Below are 17,933 nucleotides of genomic sequence, written 5' to 3'. Positions count from 1 at the left end.
CCAGTTGAGAAAAATTAGGTTAGTACATATTCAGCTTTTGCCGATTCTAAGCGGCGTCCAAAAAATCATGGTTGACTTTTTGATCCGCCTGGATCGGAATACCTACGACATTAAGGTAATCTGCTGTGGTGAAGGGGAACTGACGGCTATTCTTAGGGAAAATGGAATTCCTGTTATTCTTCTTCCTGAGCTAAAGAGACAGATCAACCCCTTTTTTGATACTATTGCATTTCTGAAGCTTATTGCCATTTTCAAGAAATTCAAATTTGATATTGTCCATACTCATTCATCTAAGCCAGGCTTTTTAGGCCGAATCGCAGCAAAGGTGGCTAAGGTCCCAGTTGTGATTCATACTGTTCATGGTTTTGCGTTTCATCAGTTCTCTTCAAAATTTAGCATCTTGCTCTTTCAGTTCCTTGAAAAAATCGCAGGGTTGGCTACCGATAAATTAATTCTGCTCAACGATATTGATTTTCAGTATGCCAAATCTAAGAAGCTTGTGATTGAACGAAAAATGACGAAGATTTATAATGGAATTTGTTTGGAGGAAATAGATACTCAAATAAACATACATCATAAAAAAAATAGCTTGAACTTGAAAATTAACCATTTTATCGTCGGCTTTGTTGGCCGCTTATGGGAGCAAAAAGCTCCAGATGTTTTTATTTCAGCGATACCATTTATATTAAAAAAAATATCCAATGTCATTTTTCTAATCGTAGGAGATGGGCATTTAAGAGCTTCATTAGAAGCCATGGCGGAAAAATTAGGAATTCGAGATCATCTCTATTTTCTCGGCTGGCGAACCGATGTGCCTGAGATACTGAAAATATTGGATGTTTTTGTCCAAACTTCTTTATGGGAAGGCTTATCATTATCAATTCTAGAAGCGATGGCTGCCGCAAAGCCGGTTATCGCAACCGACATTAAAGGAAACAATGAATTGGTACTCAATGGGGTGACAGGATTTCTCGTACCGCCAAATAGTCCTGAGTGCGTGGCTGATTGTGTTATCAAGCTATTAGAAGATAAAAAATTAGCAGAACGAATGGGAACGCTCGCCAGAAAGCGAGTGGAAGAGAAATTTGATATTAAGCTACACGTGGAACAAATAAAAAATATTTATGATCATTTTTTTACTGTTTAAATCAAAATAATTTTTATATATTATTACGCTGTTAATTGTTGGAGATTCAGTGAACCAATCAATTCAGGAGCTGATCATGATTCTACTTCTTAGCACGGCGATAGTGGCATTTATCATTGCCATTATCATGACACCATTGATCAGAAAAATTGCCCTGAAGTATGAGGTTTGCGCGCGGCCTAACCATCGTACCGTACATCAGGATAGTATTCCGAAGCTGGGGGGCATAGGCATTTTTGTTGCATATTTGGCAGGTTTTATCCTGATCCTTCTAACTGCTGGTCAACAATTTGAAACGCTGGTCCGGGAAGGCATTATTTTTCTGATCGGCGGTTCGCTAATTTTGATCGTTGGCATTTATGATGATATCAAGGGAATCCACTATTATCAGAAATTGGTATTGCAGGTCATTGCGGCGTTTATTGTTATTGTATCAGGTTATAAGATCTCAGTCATCATAAATCCATTGGGTGGCATTATATCGCTTGGCATCTTTAGCGTGCCGTTTACTTTATTATGGATTGTCGGTATTACCAATGCTATTAATTTAATTGATGGGCTGGACGGTCTGGCAGCGGGGATCAGCCTGGGGGCCACCGCCGTTATCATTGCAATCTCATTGTGGTTCGGCAATATTGCTTCGGCGTTTCCCGCAGCGATTTTGGCTGGCGCTTTGTTGGCATTTCTGTTTTTCAATTTCAACCCAGCTAAAATTTTTCTGGGCGATTCGGGCAGCCTATTTATCGGATTCATGCTGGCTTGTTTTTCCATCAACGGCACTTTTCGGAACGGTTCGGCGGTAGCGATGCTCATTCCCATTATCGTACTCGGTATTCCAATCACCGATACTCTTCTGGCATTTATCCGTCGTTTGAGAAAAGGCGTTCATCCGTTCGTCGCGGATCGCGAACATACGCATCATCGGTTGCTTAATTTGGGGTTGAGCCATAAACAAGTTGTTTTGCTCATGAATGGCGTTAGTTACTCATGGGGTGCAATCGCATTTGTCATTTATACGGCCCATAGCCAGTATAGCTTATTGCTACTATTGTTCGTTTTCCTCACAATCTTGATCGGGCTAAAAAAACTCGGGTTTGTTCAATATTTTTTTTTAGGGGGAGATAAACGTTAATTTCGTCCTTTCATCAAAAACGGTCAAGCTAAAATGTCTCCGCTTTTGCGCGCGGCATTTTTGCAGCCACCAAGTGCCATGTTTCAAGGCGCTCTTTTTATTTCGGAACATTATTTTTTATGAATATGATTGGGACTGCTTCGAAGAAGCCTAATTTAATTGCTCTGCTCTCCGTCTTCACCTTTTGTCTAATAACAAATGGTTCGGGTCTATCCAATGATTGCAGTGTAAAAGTCATCGAATCTAGTGATGATAAGATCGTATTTGAAATCAATCCTTTTGAGCTCCGCTTCATCGAACACTCGGCCAATGGTCAGCTATTTGAGATCCCTCAGATCGATGGTTACCAATGGATAATCGAACCTGGGAAGCCCCAGCTTCCTTTTGCTGCTGTATTGATTGGTATTCCACCTAACAGTTCCCCAACCATCCAAATTCTGGATTACCAATCATCGCTGGTTAATGGGAAAATTATCTATCCAGCTCCGCAATTGGTTATTGATAGGAAGGGAAAAGATAGCTATATCGCAGAGCAGTTTTATTTGGATCAGCAGAGCTATTCGCAAAATCGCTTTTATCCCGCCGAGCATATTTTAATTACCTCGATCGGTACGGTTCGACAGCAGCGAGTTGCCAGAGTGGAATTGTATCCCTTGCTGTATAATCCAGTTACGCAGCAACTGCAAAAGGTCGAACGGCTCAAAATTGCTATTTTATTCAATCAGACAGCAATTACAGCCGAGAAATCAATAGCTCCAGCCAGATTGGTAATTGACACGCCTTATGAGAACCTATATCAAAATCTGCTGATCAATTATGCAACTGCTCGAAAGTGGCGCATCTCAAATTCCCTTTCCGTTCAAGTTGTCCCAATGCTCAAAAAATCGACAAGCTGGTATAACTCTCACTCAACTTTCTACAAATTACATATCGATGAACCTGGAATTTATCGCCTCAATGGAGATTTTTTAATCAATAATGGAATTGATCTGAATTCTTTTGATCCCCAACGATTGAAAATTTATAATAAAGGTATCGAAATCCCCATTTTTATCAGTGGCGAGCAAGATGGTAGGTTTGATCGCGAGGATTACATTGAATTTTACGGGGAACCTAATCGCGGCCAAAATGCATTTTACGATCCTTATACCAATACCAATGTCTATTGGCTAACCTGGGACGATAATTTCGGCTTGCGGACAACATCCAAATCTGCCGAGGTTGGAGCAGCATCTGAAATTTTGGAATACATTGAAAGTGTTCATCTGGAACAGGAGAACTTTTATCATGAAGGGGATAACAACATTGCGCTGATCAATTCGGAATTGGTTAGTGGCGAGGGCTGGGTATGGAGATTTTTTTATCCTGGCGACAGAGAAATTATTTCGATTCAAACTCCTAATGTTTCGGAGCAAGGTGCCTTTAGCCGATTAAAAATCAAATTGCACGGTACGACCATCGATCCTGTTCGCCCCAACCATCATGTCAGAGTTTTATTTAATAATAAATCAATCGGTGACTTTTATTTCAATGGCACGGAGGATTACCTTTTTGAGGCAACACTCGATTCCATTGAGGACGATGAAAATCGGCTGGAGTTGGTTTCCGTTGGTGATACAGGCGCTCAAATCGATCAATTTTATTTAGATTGGATCGAACTCGATTATCCCAGACAGTTCGTGGCGAAGAACGATGCCATTGAGTTTGTGGTGTCAGATGTCCAAAATCAGTTCAAAAAGATTGCATTATGGGGGTTTAGCGATCCCGACATTCACGTCTTTGATCTGACCAATCACACTATCGTTTCGAATCCTTTTATCGCTGCTGGAAAACGGCTGGTCTGCAAAGTCGTCTCTTCAGGATTCGATGATGGCAATATGGCACAATTTCAAATCAATTCAAAGACCATCGTCGGGAGCTGGCGGCGCGGTCATAATTTGGTGGTCCTCGATGAGGTCACAGGGTTGGTGTTGGATACGCGTCATTATGATACCCATTTTTCCGCCTCAGAAAGCGATAGCATGGCCAGCTTCATCGAGCGATTGCCATTCGGCAGAATTGTTCTGGTTGCGATTATGGATGAGGGAAGCCAGAAGCTTACTCCCTCTGCTTATTTAGCGCTGGAATCTTTGGGGAGTCAATTTATCAGGAAAGTCGGTTTTCGCGATTCGTGGGCTCTGATCGGCCGAAAAGGTGCTACGATTGGGACCGTGCCTGAGGTGTTTCGGTTGAGAGGCAGCGGGGCAGCCATTCTCAAAGATACGATTTTTGTCTCAGGGTCAGGATCCGATTTTTATGCCAGTTTTGATGTTTCATTCAATTTTCCTCATAAATTTGTGGCTGCCTCTCGGAGAGGGGCCAAGCTCCCCTCTCACGTTGAATTTGATCAGCCAACGGATTTGATTTCACCGCAACATGGCGCGGATTTAATCATTATTTCACATCGAAAGTTTTTCCCCAGCGCCCAACGCCTGGCCGAGTATCGCGCCCAACATAATGGGTTGCGTGTCAAAGTCGTCGATGTGGAAGACATCTATGATGAATTTAATTTCGGTTTGATCGATCCACAAGCCATCAAAGATTTTCTTAAATTTGCTTATACTAACTGGCAAGCTCCCGCCCCAAGTTATGTGATCTTGTTCGGTGATGCGAGCTGGGATTTCAAAAAAAATTCAGGGCCGGACGCTAACGAAAACTACGTTCCCTCCTATGGCAATCCCGCAAGCGATAATTGGTATGTCTGTCTTGATGGAATTGATGATGTCCTGCCCGATATGTTTATTGGAAGGATCCCAGTATCATCTGACGACGAAGGAGAAGTGATATTAAAAAAAATCATCGCATACGAGGATACGCCGAGCGCAGCGTGGAAAAAAAATTTGCTGTTTATTACGGGCGGTTTCAATAAAAGTGAACAAAGAATATTCACTGATCAGAGCAAATTTCTTATCAATACTTATGTGACTGCGCCTCCGGCCGGTTGTCGTGCATTTCAAATTAATAAAACCACGGAAGGTTATTTTGAGGGCGAGAAAAAGCTGGAAATACTTGAGGCAATGAATCGTGGCATGATGTGGGTAAATTTCATTGGCCATGCTGGCAGCCGCACCTGGGACCTTATGTTCAACCATCCCGATATTGAAGAATTGAACAACAAAGACAAATATCCATTCATCACCAGCATGACCTGCCATACGGGACGGTTTGCTGAACCAGATGGCGCAAGTTTCGCCGAGCATTTCGTCCTGACTGAAGATAAGGGAGCAATCGCTTTTTGGGGCACTACTGGTTGGGGATTTGTTTTCCAGGATAATATTTTGCTGAAAAATCTCTTTCAAGCGGCGCTGGTCGATACCATTCATGCATTGGGTGCTGCTACGACGATCGCCAAAATTAAGCTTTGGCAAAATTATGGGGGTGGGATCTATAATACTAGTGTTATTCACCAATACACTCTCATCGGAGATCCGCTGACCAATTTGACTTTGCCAGAGAAACCCGATCTGACGATCCACGAATCAAATATCAGTTTGACCCCTGCAACACCAGCAGAGGCAGATTCTGCTGTTGCTATCAAAATTAAGATCCAAAACTGGGGATTGGCAACAAATGATAGCGTGTCTTTTTCGGTTTATGATCTCAGAGGCAACGAGCTAACACCGATCGTCAGTTCGATGCGCTGTCCTGCGGTGGGATTTGAAGACTCTCTGGTCGTCATTTGGGATTTAAAAGATCAAGCAGGGGAGCATGTGCTTCGGTTCATCCTCGACCCTGAGAACCATATCGACGAATTTGATGAGCAAAATAACCAGTGCGACTTTCCAACTTATATTTATTCCTCTAAACTCACTGTCTCCAAGCCAATCAATTTTCAGATCGTCTCGTCTCAACAGGTGGCGCTTCAAGTCAATAATCCTGCATTCGCTTCATCTCATGAAAGCCAACGGTATTATCAATTTGAAGTCGATACCTGCAATCAGTTCAATAGCCCCTTGCTTATTTCATCGCCTCAAATTGCTGAGGGGAAAATAGTCACCCAATGGCGAACTCCAGCGCTCGCCGATAAAAGGACCTATTTTTGGCGTTGCCGCACAATTGATGGGATGGATTTTGGGAACTGGGTTATTGCTTCCTTTTACACCCAACACGATTCAAGCTTTGCCATCTGGCAACAACAACATCCCCAGCAGTTCAGCCAGAATGATTTCGAAAATACTCAAATTTCCGATGGAGGCGTCCGTCTCCAGCAGCGGCGTTTTCATTTTGAAGTGGTGTCGGCTGGATTCGAAGATGGAAATTACCTCCGAATTATTGTCAATTCAATTGCGATGATTCAACCGAGCCGTGGGCATAATTTGGTCGTCATCGATCAAGGCAGTGGGCAAGTGCTATATATTAAGACTTTTGATACGCTCGCTTCTCAGGACCAAGCCAACGCCATGGCCGATTTAATTAATGGATTGGAACCTGGAACTTATGTTTTGATCGGAATCATGGATGAGGGGACATTGAATATGACTGAGCGTGCCTATTTGGCTTTGGAAAGCCTAGGGAGCCAGTACTGTCGCCAAGTCAAATTCCGCGATTCCTGGGCAATGATTGGTATCAAGGGCGCGCCCATCGGCAGTGTCGCCGAAGCGCATGTCCCAGCCACCCACGGGATTGCCACGGTGCGAGATACGCTGGTCAACTATCATCGGCGGGGATCGATGGTCTCCATGCCAATTGGACCAGCAGACGGCTGGAATTCCTTATCATGGGATCAAGTCATTGAAGCCCTCTCCTCAGCTATCACTTTGGATGTGATCGGTTTTAATCAAAAACTGTCTCAATGGGATACGCTTTTGGGTGGTTTATCGAATTCCAACCATGAAAATTTGAATGCGATCGATTCCCGAACCTATCCTTTAATCAAGTTGCGCGCCAATTTCATGGATGCCACGGGCCTGAATACCCCGATATTACAAGGCTGGAAGATCGATTATGCCCCCGTTTCAGATCCCGCCATCAATTATCAGGTGGTTAACTTCAGCGCAGATACGCTTATGGAGGGTGAAACGCTTAAATTATCCCTCAGTCTCTATAATGTTGGCATGAAAGTTGTTGATTCGGTAAGAATTCGTTTTTCACTCCAGACGCCCGAAAACGGCCGCGCCAACTTGGGGCACGATCAAATTATCGTCAATATCCCAATCGATAGCTTTCGCGTCATCGAGCAACAGTGGGAGACTTCCGGCTGGATGGGCAAAGCGCAGTTCATGATCGAAATCGATCCCGACAAGGAACTCAACGAGTTATCGGAAGCCAATAATTTCTATGCAAAGCCGATTTATATTTTCCCCGATAGCTCCAAACCAGAGATCGTTGTGACTTTTGATGGAAAGCGTTTGGCCCCTGGCGACTATGTCGCCAACCAACCGATGATTTTGGTCAAAATTTATGATAACGCCCGGCTAATTGACCAGAACGATACAACGCGGATCAATCTATTTTTAGATAATCGAAGGGTGGGCTACGTTGGAAACGAACAAATTCTTACGATCGTTCCGATCTATCAATCGAGTGAGCCAAGGCTGCGAGCCCAAGTCCGTTTTACCCCGTCCTTAGTGGATGGAGAACATCGCTTGGAAGTGTTCGTTAAAGACGCTCGCAACAATCTCAGCTACCATCGTGATGACTTTTTGGTGACCAGCGAGTTCAAATTGCTCAATGTGGTCAATTATCCAAATCCATTTCGCGATGGGACGGAATTTACGTTTCGATTGACCCAACCAGCCGAAAAGGTGACCATCAAGATCTTTACGGTGGTGGGGAGATTGATCCGCACCCTGGAATTTCATTATCTCGAACCAGGATTTCAACATTTTTATTGGGATGGTCGGGATCAAGACCAGAACGAATTGGCCAACGGCGTATATTTGTATAAATTGGTGGCGCGTTCTGGAGAACATCAGGTGGAGCAAATCGAGAAACTGGTAATCATGCGATAAATGCTAACTTCTCGCGCTTTGGATGAGCACAACTCACTTTGTCCTACAGCTTTGATGACAGTTATGTTCGCTCAACCTTCGAGGTTAAAGAAAATGCTTTTGCATTGTTTCTGATTTTTCATCCACTGGCGCACTGAAATGAAAAACTTTTTGAGTGGCAGGGTAATAAACAGATATTTTTCCCTGCGAGCGTAGACGATAAATGTCTTTTAAATAACGATTGTTTTTGATGGTCACAAGCGGTTAATTTGGAGAAGGTATATGAAGGTATTGATCACTGGGGGAGCTGGTTTTATTGGGTCTCATCTGGCAGAAGAATTGTTACGACGGGGGGAGATTGTTTCTGTAATTGATGATCTATCCACGGGTCAACTGGAAAATCTGTCGAATTTCATTAAAAGCCCAAGGTTTAGCATAGCAGTTGAGAGCATTTTGAACGAAACAGTTATGGACCGTTTGGTCAGCGAATGCGATATCATTTATCATCTCGCTGCAGCAGTGGGAGTGGAGTTGATCGTGAGCAAGCCAGTAGAAGTGATTCAAACTAATATTTTGGGCACCGACATGGTGCTCAAACTGGCCAGCCGCTATTTGAAAAAAGTGGTGATCACTTCTACTTCGGAAATCTACGGGAAAAGCACGCAAGTGCCATTCAAGGAAAATGACGATCGGGTTTTGGGACCCACCACCAAAAATCGGTGGAGCTACTCCTGCTCCAAAGCGATCGATGAGTTTTTGGCTCTGGCCTATCATAAAGAGAAAAAGCTCGAAGTGGTAATCGTTCGATTGTTCAATACAGTCGGACCCCGACAAACAGGGCGATACGGGATGGTAATCCCACGTTTTGTAGAGCAGGCATTGGAGGGGAGACCTATCACGGTCTATAACGACGGCAACATGGTGCGCTGCTTCACTTATGTCAGCGATGTGGTCGATGCCATGATCGCCTTGGCCAATCATCCGAAGGCGGTGGGAGAAATTTTTAATATTGGGTCGACCGAACCGATTCGAATTAAAGACCTAGCCATGAAAATTATCCAAAAGACTAACTCCGATTCGGTCATCAAATATGTGCCGTATGATGAAGCATACGAGCAAGGGTTCGAGGACATGGCAATTCGAATCCCAGATCTGACAAAAATCAAGAACCTCATCGGCTTTCAACCAACAGTGAACTTAGATGGCATTCTCGATCGCGTGATCGAATATTACGCAGCGAAAAAGCAACGTAAAGGTGAATAGGCAAATATCAACCTGGGGAACCAGATGGATTGTTCGAACCCGCATTGATGAGATTTTATCGAATTCTCATTGGGAATAATCTTTGATGAAAAACGAGTGCCGGTAGGAAAATTCAATCCTGGTTCCCCACAAACTCGATGGCTGATATTCAGATCGGAACAGATGGGAAAAATTTAGTTCCGAAAAAACGAAGATGAAATGATCGAGGATGGATGAGAAGATACCTATCAACTAGGCTTTTTGGCTCCTGTTTTAAGTTGAGAATCGTCAAGCTATCAAGCGCTTAGGATTCGGTTGATCATCGAAACTCCCATAGATTGCCTGATTCATGCACCACTTATTGGCACCCTTTCATTGCTGATCACACCCATTGCAGTTTACTCATCTATTGGACGAGTCGCAATAACCAATTTTTCAATGCCACTCAGTTTTGCAATATCCATTACTTTTACCACCATGCCGTGAGGCACACTCCGGTCGGCCTTCAAAACCAGGGAATTCTCAGCGAGATTCGGCAACAATTGTTTAATTTTCGATTCCAAATTTTCGATGGAGACAGGATCTTGGTTCAGTAGCATCCGTTGCTCGGCTGTGATCTCAAGTACCAACTCTTTGATTTGTTCGACCGTGGCACTTTTAGATTCTGGCAGTTCTAATTTCATCCCTGGTTGTTCGATGAAAGTCGATGAGACCATAAAAAATATCAGCAGCAGAAACATTACATCGATCAATGAGGTGATATTGATGATCACTTTGCGCCGTTTTTTCTCGTGAAATTGCATATCAGATCTGAATATTTAATCATTCGTGACTATTTTATTGCATCTATATTTGCGCCCCAAACGAAAATGATATCATCCTGCGGCAGATTTAACGCTGATGCAGTTCAAAAACCCGTGTGTTCCATTCGTTGTAACCAGCCAAGAGCCTCCATATCTGCTTATTTGACATTTGCCCTCAATTAGCACTGAAAGAAACGTGAGCAAATTGCGCTTCAAGAAAAAGAATAAAACTGTCAATTATTAGTAGCCGCAGCATGAAACCGGGATAATTTCCTGAGCAACTGAGAAGTGAATTTCTCAATATCGAGGATGAGATTTTCAGCCTTATTGGTGAAGTAATTATAAAGTACCAGAGACGGGATGCCGATCGAAAGTCCCACCACGGTGGTAATTAAAGCTTCAGAAATCCCGCCCGATAATGCCTGGGTCTGTCCCAAGCCCTGCTGTGAGATTACGGTAAAAACCTTGATCATACCCGTGACTGTTCCCAGCAATCCCAACAATGGCGCAATCCCGGCGATGGTTTCGATGATCACCAAACCTTTTTCCAGTGATCGGACTTCCTGCCGTCCCTGGTCGGTGATCAGTTCCTTCAGCTCATCGGCTGGCAAATCGCGATTTTCAAGGCCAAGACGAACGATATGAGCAAAAACGCCCTCGTTCTTCTGGCAAATGGACAGGGCAAGATGGATATCTTCTGGTTGCTTGATGGTCTCAATCACATTAATGATTTCGGGGATCAGCACTTTTTTAGAACGCAACACGATCGCCCGCTCAATGGCGATCGCAACAACGATTATCGAACAAAGCAGCAACGGGATCATAACAATCCCGCCGCGTTGTAAAAACATCCAGGCCTCTTGCATGCAATTACACCCTCAATGTCAGTAGTTTATCAGCGCCCTAAAAAATCATCGTTTCACATAGTAAGTAAATGCGGCAGTAACTTCAAGATAGTTCTCTGGAAAATCAGCAGGCAGGGGACGAAATGGAGCCGAATTTTTGATCGCATTTACACTGGTCTCCTTCAACGACTCGTGCCCTGTATATTTTAACACCACTAGATCTTTTACTTCACCGTTTGGCATCACTTTAAAGCGCAAGACCGTTTCTCCGCTGATCAGTCCCATACGAGTGAAGGCGGGTGGTGGAAAAACGTTTCGCTCCACTTTTCGTTTCATTTCCAACATATACGGCGCAAAGTCCCAGGCATAGGTATTGAAACTGAACCCGCCCAGATCATCCACACTAAATTTGCGATTGTCATAGAGCGGTCGAGCTGGTGAGCGCTCGATCGGTTGCACATCGCCTATCGAAGGAGATTTTTTCAATAGCTCCTGGCGGCTGAATTTGAGGGGTTCATATCGGGTCCCGATTGAGGCGAACCGTTGATCATCCGAGTCTGTCCTTTGTGCTGGTTCGAGTTCGGGCTGAGAAGATGCGGAAGCCACGTCCTTTGCTGGTTCAGGCCATTGGTGGATATCCAGATCTCCTTCCGAATATGGAGCGCCTTTGGGTTTGTCCTTACCGGTATACTGATCGCGCGCCACGGTGTTTTTATCCGAAAGCAGTTGAGCTTCATTTGGAGGCTGCTCGCTCCGCGCGGATTCTGGGGTTTCGACCAACTCAAACACCATGCGGCGCTCGGTCTGATCATCACGCTTCAGTAGCTCGCTAATTTTGATCGGGACCAGAGGGACCAGACCCAGTAAGCGGTAGCTCAAAAAGCCCAGCAAATGAAGCAAAATCGAGAGGACGAAAGCTATTTTGATCAAGTGCTTTTGAAAAATGTCACGACAAGAGATAAACATCAAGGCTCAACGGTTATTTTCATAAGATCCCGAGCGATTGAAATCCTGCCCGAAAAAATGCGATGACAACGCTGCTGAATTTCTGCCTCCAGCGGCTCAATCGGCGGATAAAGATGCGTCAATATCAAATGCTTACATTGCGCGCTGCTGGCGATTTCCGCAGCCAAACTAGGGGTCAGATGTCCAGCGACCTTGGCGTCATCGGGAAACGAACACTCTAAAATCAAAAGATCCGCTTGATATGCAAGCTCAATGATCTCTGGACAATAGTCCGTGTCACCAGAATAAACGATCGATCGACCCGACTCGCTTTCGACCCGATACGCAATGGCGGAATGGCTATGCTTGACTGGGACGGTTCGGACGCTCCATCCGGCAAATTCCAAAGTGTCATATCTAAGCTCGTGAATTCTCAATGGAAAATTGGGCGAAATGAGCCACAAACCGAACGCCTGGCTAAGCGTGTGCAAGAACACGTTGAACCCAGTTGGGCCATACAAATGCAATGTGTTAGCCCGTTGGTACTCTGGCGTCGTCCGCAATGCCTGAATCAGCGGTATCAGATCCGCGGTGTGATCTGAATGGGTATGGGTATAGAAAACGTAATTTAATTGCTTATAATCGACACCCAATTGCAACAGCCGAAGCAGCGTCCCAGAGCCGCTGTCGAACAGAACCTGCTCATCCTTTATTTTCATTAAATGTCCTGGAGCACCCCGGTCTAACATCGGAATGCCAGTTCCAGCGCCGAGGATTGTCCACTCCATTCAGATGTTCCCTAATATCGATCAATTTTATCTTGCAATTTAGACGAAATGCGCTCGGTATTGTTCATCGAATCGACTCACTCGCGCTTCTTATCCTTTAGAAATCGTCTCATGTTTATCATCGCGCCGATCTAACTTCAGTTATGAAGGCTGATGCAAAGGACCATGGGGCGAGCGAGCCCATTGAAATGCATATCGCAAAATAGTCGTGTTGACTACCAACATGGCGGCTGTCGTTACCATGCGGCAATCTTTCTGACAGCCAAGCCGCAAAATCTCGAAGATACATCGATCATTTAAACAAGACTTTCATCAGCGCGCGATTTTGTCTCTGCAATGATCCAATCTAAATAATCAGATGCTCCTGCCACAATCGGCAGCGCGATGATCTCTGGCGTTGTATAGCTATGCAACTGCTTTACCTCGCTGACGATCCGATCGAAACGATCTCTCACTGACTTGATAATGAGCAACGCTTCGCGTTCCTGATTCAGCTTGCCTTCCCAATAAAATATCGATTGAATTGATTCGACAATATTGCAACAGGCTGCTAACTTTTTTTCAACTAATGCCCGACCTATTAGTTCCGCCTCTTGCCGATTCCCTGCGGTGACAAACACGACAATGAAATCTCCTTTCATTGATCACCTCTTGATTCAAAATTGAATTTCAATTAATCCCTCTGCAATTTGACATCACTTTGAATAAAAAAATTCCAAATTTCGATCCTGTAAAGAGTAATTTTCGTGCAAATCAATTCAGGCGTTGATTCATTCGTAGAGCTCCTTAGATCGTGGAAGGACAAAGTGACCAACACCAAAAGTCTGCAATTTATTTCTCTCATTGGGGGCTAATGCACCCTATTATGACTTCAAAATAAAAAGAGATGAGATGAAGTTAGAATTAATTTAGCCAAATTTCTTGAGGGTCATGATCGCAGGTCATTTTAAATATTCGATGAGATGACTAGGCTTCAGAAATTTCAATGTGAACCGCGTTATCAAGCACACAGGCTCAGTGCCAACGAAACCACAGAATACTTTGTATCAGGAGAGCCAACATTCTTCGGAAAATGTTAGTTAACGATGCTAAATAAACAGATCGACAAAATCGAATTGATCCACATCTACCAGGCCGAGATCGGTGATTTTCAATTTTGGAATAACAGGGAGCGCCAAAAACGAAATCGCCATGAACGGATCTGTCAGTGAGCATCCCAGCTCTTTGGTATGGCGATTCAGCTTTTGAAGTTTTGCATTTACGATCTCCAATGGCTCGCTTGACATCAATCCGGCGATTGGCAGTTCCAACGCATCCAGCACCTTGCCGTCACAGGTGACAGAGAGGCCGCCGCCCATTTTGTTTATTTGAGTCACAGCTTTGAAGATATCTTCGTCATTTACGCCGACAACGACGATATTGTGCGAGTCGTGGCTAATTGAGGAAGCGATGGCCCCTTTTTTCAATCCAAACCCTTTGACCAACCCTTTGCCGATATTTCCCGAAGCATGATGCCGTTCGATGACATAGCAGCGCAACAAATCTCGGTCAGGATCAGAAACAACATGCCCATCCACAATTTTAGGCGTTTCCTCTAACATTTGAGTGACAATCTGATCTTTAATGAGACCGATGACGCGACAGCGTTGGCTTTTGGCTGGTATCTGAAATTCATTGCCTTCCAGCCATCTGATATTTACTGAACCCCGCACCTTAACCTCTGGTTTGAAGCGCGACTCGTGCAACATCACACCGTTCTCAGCCACCAATTGGCCATTTTTTAATACCATTTTGATATTAAATTTTTTTAGGTCCTCGATAATAACGATATCAGCGAAACATCCAGGGGATAAAAAGCCCAACTTCCTCAGATTATAATACTCGGCTGGATTTAGCGTTGCCATTCGGATAACCGAGATCGGATCGATGCCATTATCGATCGCCGTTTTGATCATGAAATTGATATGTCCTTCCTCAAGAATGTCATGAGGGTGTCGGTCGTCAGTGCAGAAGATGCAACGACGGCTGTTCTCTGGGGTCACCATTTTCAACAGATCGCGCAGGTTTTTTGTGCCGGTGCCCTCTCGAATCATCACATACATCCCCATTCTTAGCTTCTCCAACGCCTCCTCTGGCGTGGTGGATTCATGATCGGAAGTAATCCCGGCGGCAATATAAGCGCTCAAGTTTTTACCAGTCACGCCTGGAGCATGGCCATCGATGCGCTTCTCAGCAGAAATTTTGATCTTATCCAGCACCTCTTCATCGCCCTGGATGACGCCAGGGAAATTCATCATCTCTCCCAAACCAACCACCCATTTTTCCCGAAGGAACGGAAAAATATCGAAGGCTCTCAACTGCGAGCCAGCGGTCTCCAATTTGGTTGATGGCACACATGACGGCAGAGTGAAAAATACATTCAGCGGGTTATATTTGGCCGACTCCATCATGAATCGAATGCCCTCGTAGCCAAGCACATTGGCGATTTCATGGGGATCAGCAATCACCGAGGTGGTTCCTAATGGAACAACCGCTCGCGCAAATTGGGGAATGGTTACCATAGAACTTTCGATATGCACGTGACCGTCGATAAAACCTGGAGCGGCATAGAGTCCAGAGAGATCTAAGACCTGATGCGCTTCATACTCATTATCAATCCCCACGATCAATTGATCATCAATGGCAATATTGGTAGGATAGATTTCACCAGAAACGACATTGATCAAATTAACATTTTTCAGCAGCAGCGAAACTGGGTGATCCCCTCTGGCTGCTTTGATAATTTTCTCCAATTGCATTAATCCTCGCTCCTAACATTGTTCGTTCACCACAGGCGATGCCAACAGTCGAATCAGTTTTCGTTTGGTGTCTTCATCATTCGGATCAATTTTATTTGCGATGAGATATTCCTTGATGGCTTCGTCTTCCCGCCCTTGAATCTCGTAGATCCAGCCTAAGAAATAATGAGCGATAAAATTATCCTCTTCGAATCGAAGAATTTGCTTATATTCTTGGATGGCTTCGCGCCAATAGCCCAGGCGCGTGTAAATCTCTGCCAGCCCGAGATGCTCTTCTTTTTGATCGCTACCATATTTGATGGCGTTCTTGAACGCCTCAATGGCGAGATGGTATTCCACATTGCTTTTATAAACGATGCCCAGCAAAAAATGCAGGCTCCCCTCGTGAGGATAGATACGCAACACTTGCTTAAAACACTCTTCAGCGCGATTTAGCATCCCCATCTGATAATAAATTTTCCCGAGGTGAATTCGCAGGGACACGGTGTCATAGCCCATTTTCACCGCGGTCTCCATGGCGCGCCGAGCACTCGGATAATCTTTCTTTATGAAATAAAGCAATCCCAATTCATACCATAGCGATGGGGAATTCGATTGCAATTGATCTCTCGCAAATAACAACTTTTCCATCGCCTCATCGAAGCGATTTAGATTGCGCAAATTACGACCCCAAATCTCATAAAGCTCACTCAAGAGCGCCGGCGAATCGCCGTTCCGAACAACACGGTGTTGGCAAGACATGATCACCCGATGGTATTTTCGATGATGCTCCAGCAATTCCATGCGTCCGCGCCAGGAGAACAATGACCTGACATAGAGCCTCATGATGTACAGCGTCCGCTTGCGCTTGCAACGCAACTTTGCATCTAACAGGAACCGTCTGAACATCAAATATGCCCTATACAGTTTCAAGTATGCAAGTGCGAACCTATTTGGAACCTGGATGCGATGTTTGCCTTCTTTGGATTTCATTAGACGCCTTAGCAATTCCATCATCACATTATTTGCGCGCTCGCTCGGAGCCTGCAATTATCAGATTTTCTTCAAGATTCTTATCTCTTTTAACAGCAACAAGAGCGATATGAAATTCCGACCGACTCTTTATGTCAATGAAGTTTTTCAGCAAAAAATCATCTTGCTGTATGGGGTTTCTCATCTCTTGCAACACAGATGTCTACCAGTTCGGAAGCTGTTTCATGATCTCCCTCATCAATAAAATAAATTTATCCTGAATGGCATTTGCGGTTCGGGTAACCTCTTCATGGCTCAATTTTTGGTCAGAAAGGCCAGCGGCTAAATTGGTGAGGCATGAGATGCCCAGCACTCGCATGTCCTGTTGCTTCGCAGCGATAACTTCAGGGACTGTGGACATCGTGCCAGCATCTGCGCCCATAACGCGAGCCATGCGAACCTCAGCGGGCGTCTCATAGGACGGACCTTGAAAACAGATCAATACCCCAGAGCGCAGCCGAATCCCGAGTCGCTGGGACACTTCAAGAGCCCCATGGATGAATTTTCGATCATATGGTTCGGAGAGGTCAATGAACCGCTTTTCGGCGGGGAGGCGATTGTCTCCGATCAGGGGACTATCAAATAAAAAATTGATATGATCGGTTATCAGCATTAGATCTCCGGGCTCAAAGGTGGGATTGATTGCGCCAGCCGCATTAGTGATCACCAGCCGTTGGATTCCCAATTTCGCTAACAACCGAATTGGAAAGGTCACCTGTCGGGCCGAATATCCCTCGTATGTGTGCACCCGTCCCTTTAACGCCAGAATTGGAATTTCCTCCAACCATCCCAAAATCCAAACCCCTGCATGCCCAACCACTCGGGGCACAGGATAATGGGGGATTTCCTTGCAATCGATGATGGTCTTATCTTTCAATTCATCTCCGAAACTGCCCAATCCTGATCCCAAAATGATCGCCGCCGATGGTGTGAGGGGAATCTTCTGTCGTATAAATTCAAAAGCCGCTTGTAAATGTTGTGATTCCATTTTTTATATGAGTCCTTCAAAATAGCAAAATGGAATTATTGCGAAGCTTCGCCAGCAATCGAAGGCGAATCTAAATGGTCCATTTTGCACGCTCCCTCATTTCGATCCGGATGCGGAGCGTTTTAATTTAATTGAGGTTCGACTATAAAAAGAGATATCATAAACATCATCTGTCTCACTGCCACATTCGGTAATTTGCTGCTTCCGCATCGCTGAGACATTCTGATTGATCAACGGCATTATGTCTCTCTCCTAAAACGCGCAA

At 44.6% G+C, this 17,933-nt stretch carries 12 protein-coding genes; 4 read left to right on the top strand and 8 right to left on the bottom strand.

The window, feature by feature from the left end; all coding sequences use genetic code 11:
• Positions 1 to 4: 4 nt before the first annotated feature.
• The 4 genes from ONB37_07155 (at position 5) to ONB37_07140 (ending at position 9,511) form a co-directional block, all read left to right on the top strand.
• Positions 5 to 1,147, top strand: a complete 1,143-nt coding sequence (locus tag ONB37_07155; GenBank protein MDZ7399921.1) for a glycosyltransferase family 4 protein — start codon at positions 5 to 7, stop codon at positions 1,145 to 1,147.
• 76 nt (positions 1,148 to 1,223) lie between these two features.
• Positions 1,224 to 2,279, top strand: a complete 1,056-nt coding sequence (locus ONB37_07150; protein ID MDZ7399920.1) for an undecaprenyl/decaprenyl-phosphate alpha-N-acetylglucosaminyl 1-phosphate transferase — start codon at positions 1,224 to 1,226, stop codon at positions 2,277 to 2,279.
• A 119-nt stretch (positions 2,280 to 2,398) separates the two neighbouring features.
• Positions 2,399 to 8,269 (top strand): C25 family cysteine peptidase, encoded by a 5,871-nt coding sequence (locus tag ONB37_07145; protein MDZ7399919.1) that lies wholly within the window; start codon positions 2,399 to 2,401, stop codon positions 8,267 to 8,269.
• Positions 8,270 to 8,530: 261 nt separating this feature from the next.
• On the top strand, positions 8,531 to 9,511 hold the full coding sequence (locus tag ONB37_07140) for a GDP-mannose 4,6-dehydratase (GenBank protein ID MDZ7399918.1): 981 nt from the start codon (positions 8,531 to 8,533) through the stop codon (positions 9,509 to 9,511).
• 377 nt (positions 9,512 to 9,888) lie between these two features.
• On the opposite strand, the gene ONB37_07135 is transcribed toward ONB37_07140, so the two are convergent.
• The 8 genes from ONB37_07135 to ONB37_07100 all read right to left on the bottom strand — a co-directional run bounded on the left by ONB37_07135 (position 9,889) and on the right by ONB37_07100 (position 17,668).
• The gene (locus ONB37_07135; GenBank protein ID MDZ7399917.1) at positions 9,889 to 10,293 is read right to left on the bottom strand and encodes a biopolymer transporter ExbD; all 405 of its coding nucleotides are present in this window, start codon (positions 10,291 to 10,293) and stop codon (positions 9,889 to 9,891) included.
• Positions 10,294 to 10,526: 233 nt separating this feature from the next.
• Positions 10,527 to 11,144: a MotA/TolQ/ExbB proton channel family protein gene (locus tag ONB37_07130; protein MDZ7399916.1), complete on the bottom strand. Its 618-nt coding sequence runs from the start codon at positions 11,142 to 11,144 to the stop codon at positions 10,527 to 10,529.
• A gap of 60 nt (positions 11,145 to 11,204) precedes the next feature.
• Positions 11,205 to 12,104, bottom strand: a complete 900-nt coding sequence (locus tag ONB37_07125; protein MDZ7399915.1) for an energy transducer TonB — start codon at positions 12,102 to 12,104, stop codon at positions 11,205 to 11,207.
• Positions 12,104 to 12,871: an MBL fold metallo-hydrolase gene (locus tag ONB37_07120; GenBank protein MDZ7399914.1), complete on the bottom strand. Its 768-nt coding sequence runs from the start codon at positions 12,869 to 12,871 to the stop codon at positions 12,104 to 12,106. Before ONB37_07120 ends, ONB37_07125 begins: the two co-directional genes overlap by 1 nt.
• A gap of 296 nt (positions 12,872 to 13,167) precedes the next feature.
• Positions 13,168 to 13,512 carry a divalent-cation tolerance protein CutA gene (locus ONB37_07115; protein MDZ7399913.1) on the bottom strand — a complete coding sequence of 115 codons (345 nt, stop codon included), beginning with the start codon at positions 13,510 to 13,512 and terminating at the stop codon, positions 13,168 to 13,170.
• A gap of 447 nt (positions 13,513 to 13,959) precedes the next feature.
• Positions 13,960 to 15,669: an adenine deaminase gene (gene ade / locus ONB37_07110; GenBank protein ID MDZ7399912.1), complete on the bottom strand. Its 1,710-nt coding sequence runs from the start codon at positions 15,667 to 15,669 to the stop codon at positions 13,960 to 13,962.
• Positions 15,670 to 15,681: 12 nt separating this feature from the next.
• Positions 15,682 to 16,557 (bottom strand): tetratricopeptide repeat protein, encoded by an 876-nt coding sequence (locus tag ONB37_07105; GenBank protein ID MDZ7399911.1) that lies wholly within the window; start codon positions 16,555 to 16,557, stop codon positions 15,682 to 15,684.
• A gap of 286 nt (positions 16,558 to 16,843) precedes the next feature.
• Positions 16,844 to 17,668 carry a purine-nucleoside phosphorylase gene (locus ONB37_07100; protein ID MDZ7399910.1) on the bottom strand — a complete coding sequence of 275 codons (825 nt, stop codon included), beginning with the start codon at positions 17,666 to 17,668 and terminating at the stop codon, positions 16,844 to 16,846.
• Positions 17,669 to 17,933: the final 265 nt, after the last annotated feature.

The organism is candidate division KSB1 bacterium (assembly GCA_034506395.1).
GTDB lineage: Bacteria > Zhuqueibacterota > Zhuqueibacteria > Thermofontimicrobiales > Thermofontimicrobiaceae > Thermofontimicrobium.
This window is presented reverse-complemented; position numbering and strand designations above follow the sequence as displayed.

What these genes read in the sequence shown, in the direction of transcription:
- ONB37_07105 (MDZ7399911.1), bottom strand. Translation starts at nt 16,557, where the DNA reads ATGTTCAGACGGTTCCTGTTAGATGCAAAGTTGCGTTGCAAGCGCAAG.
- ONB37_07115 (MDZ7399913.1), bottom strand. Translation starts at nt 13,512, where the DNA reads ATGAAAGGAGATTTCATTGTCGTGTTTGTCACCGCAGGGAATCGGCAA.
- ONB37_07145 (MDZ7399919.1), top strand. Translation starts at nt 2,399, where the DNA reads ATGAATATGATTGGGACTGCTTCGAAGAAGCCTAATTTAATTGCTCTG.
- ONB37_07140 (MDZ7399918.1), top strand. Translation starts at nt 8,531, where the DNA reads ATGAAGGTATTGATCACTGGGGGAGCTGGTTTTATTGGGTCTCATCTG.
- ONB37_07120 (MDZ7399914.1), bottom strand. Translation starts at nt 12,871, where the DNA reads ATGGAGTGGACAATCCTCGGCGCTGGAACTGGCATTCCGATGTTAGAC.
- ONB37_07135 (MDZ7399917.1), bottom strand. Translation starts at nt 10,293, where the DNA reads ATGCAATTTCACGAGAAAAAACGGCGCAAAGTGATCATCAATATCACC.
- ONB37_07125 (MDZ7399915.1), bottom strand. Translation starts at nt 12,104, where the DNA reads ATGTTTATCTCTTGTCGTGACATTTTTCAAAAGCACTTGATCAAAATA.
- ade (MDZ7399912.1), bottom strand. Translation starts at nt 15,669, where the DNA reads ATGCAATTGGAGAAAATTATCAAAGCAGCCAGAGGGGATCACCCAGTT.
- ONB37_07150 (MDZ7399920.1), top strand. Translation starts at nt 1,224, where the DNA reads ATGATTCTACTTCTTAGCACGGCGATAGTGGCATTTATCATTGCCATT.
- ONB37_07100 (MDZ7399910.1), bottom strand. Translation starts at nt 17,668, where the DNA reads ATGGAATCACAACATTTACAAGCGGCTTTTGAATTTATACGACAGAAG.
- ONB37_07130 (MDZ7399916.1), bottom strand. Translation starts at nt 11,144, where the DNA reads ATGTTTTTACAACGCGGCGGGATTGTTATGATCCCGTTGCTGCTTTGT.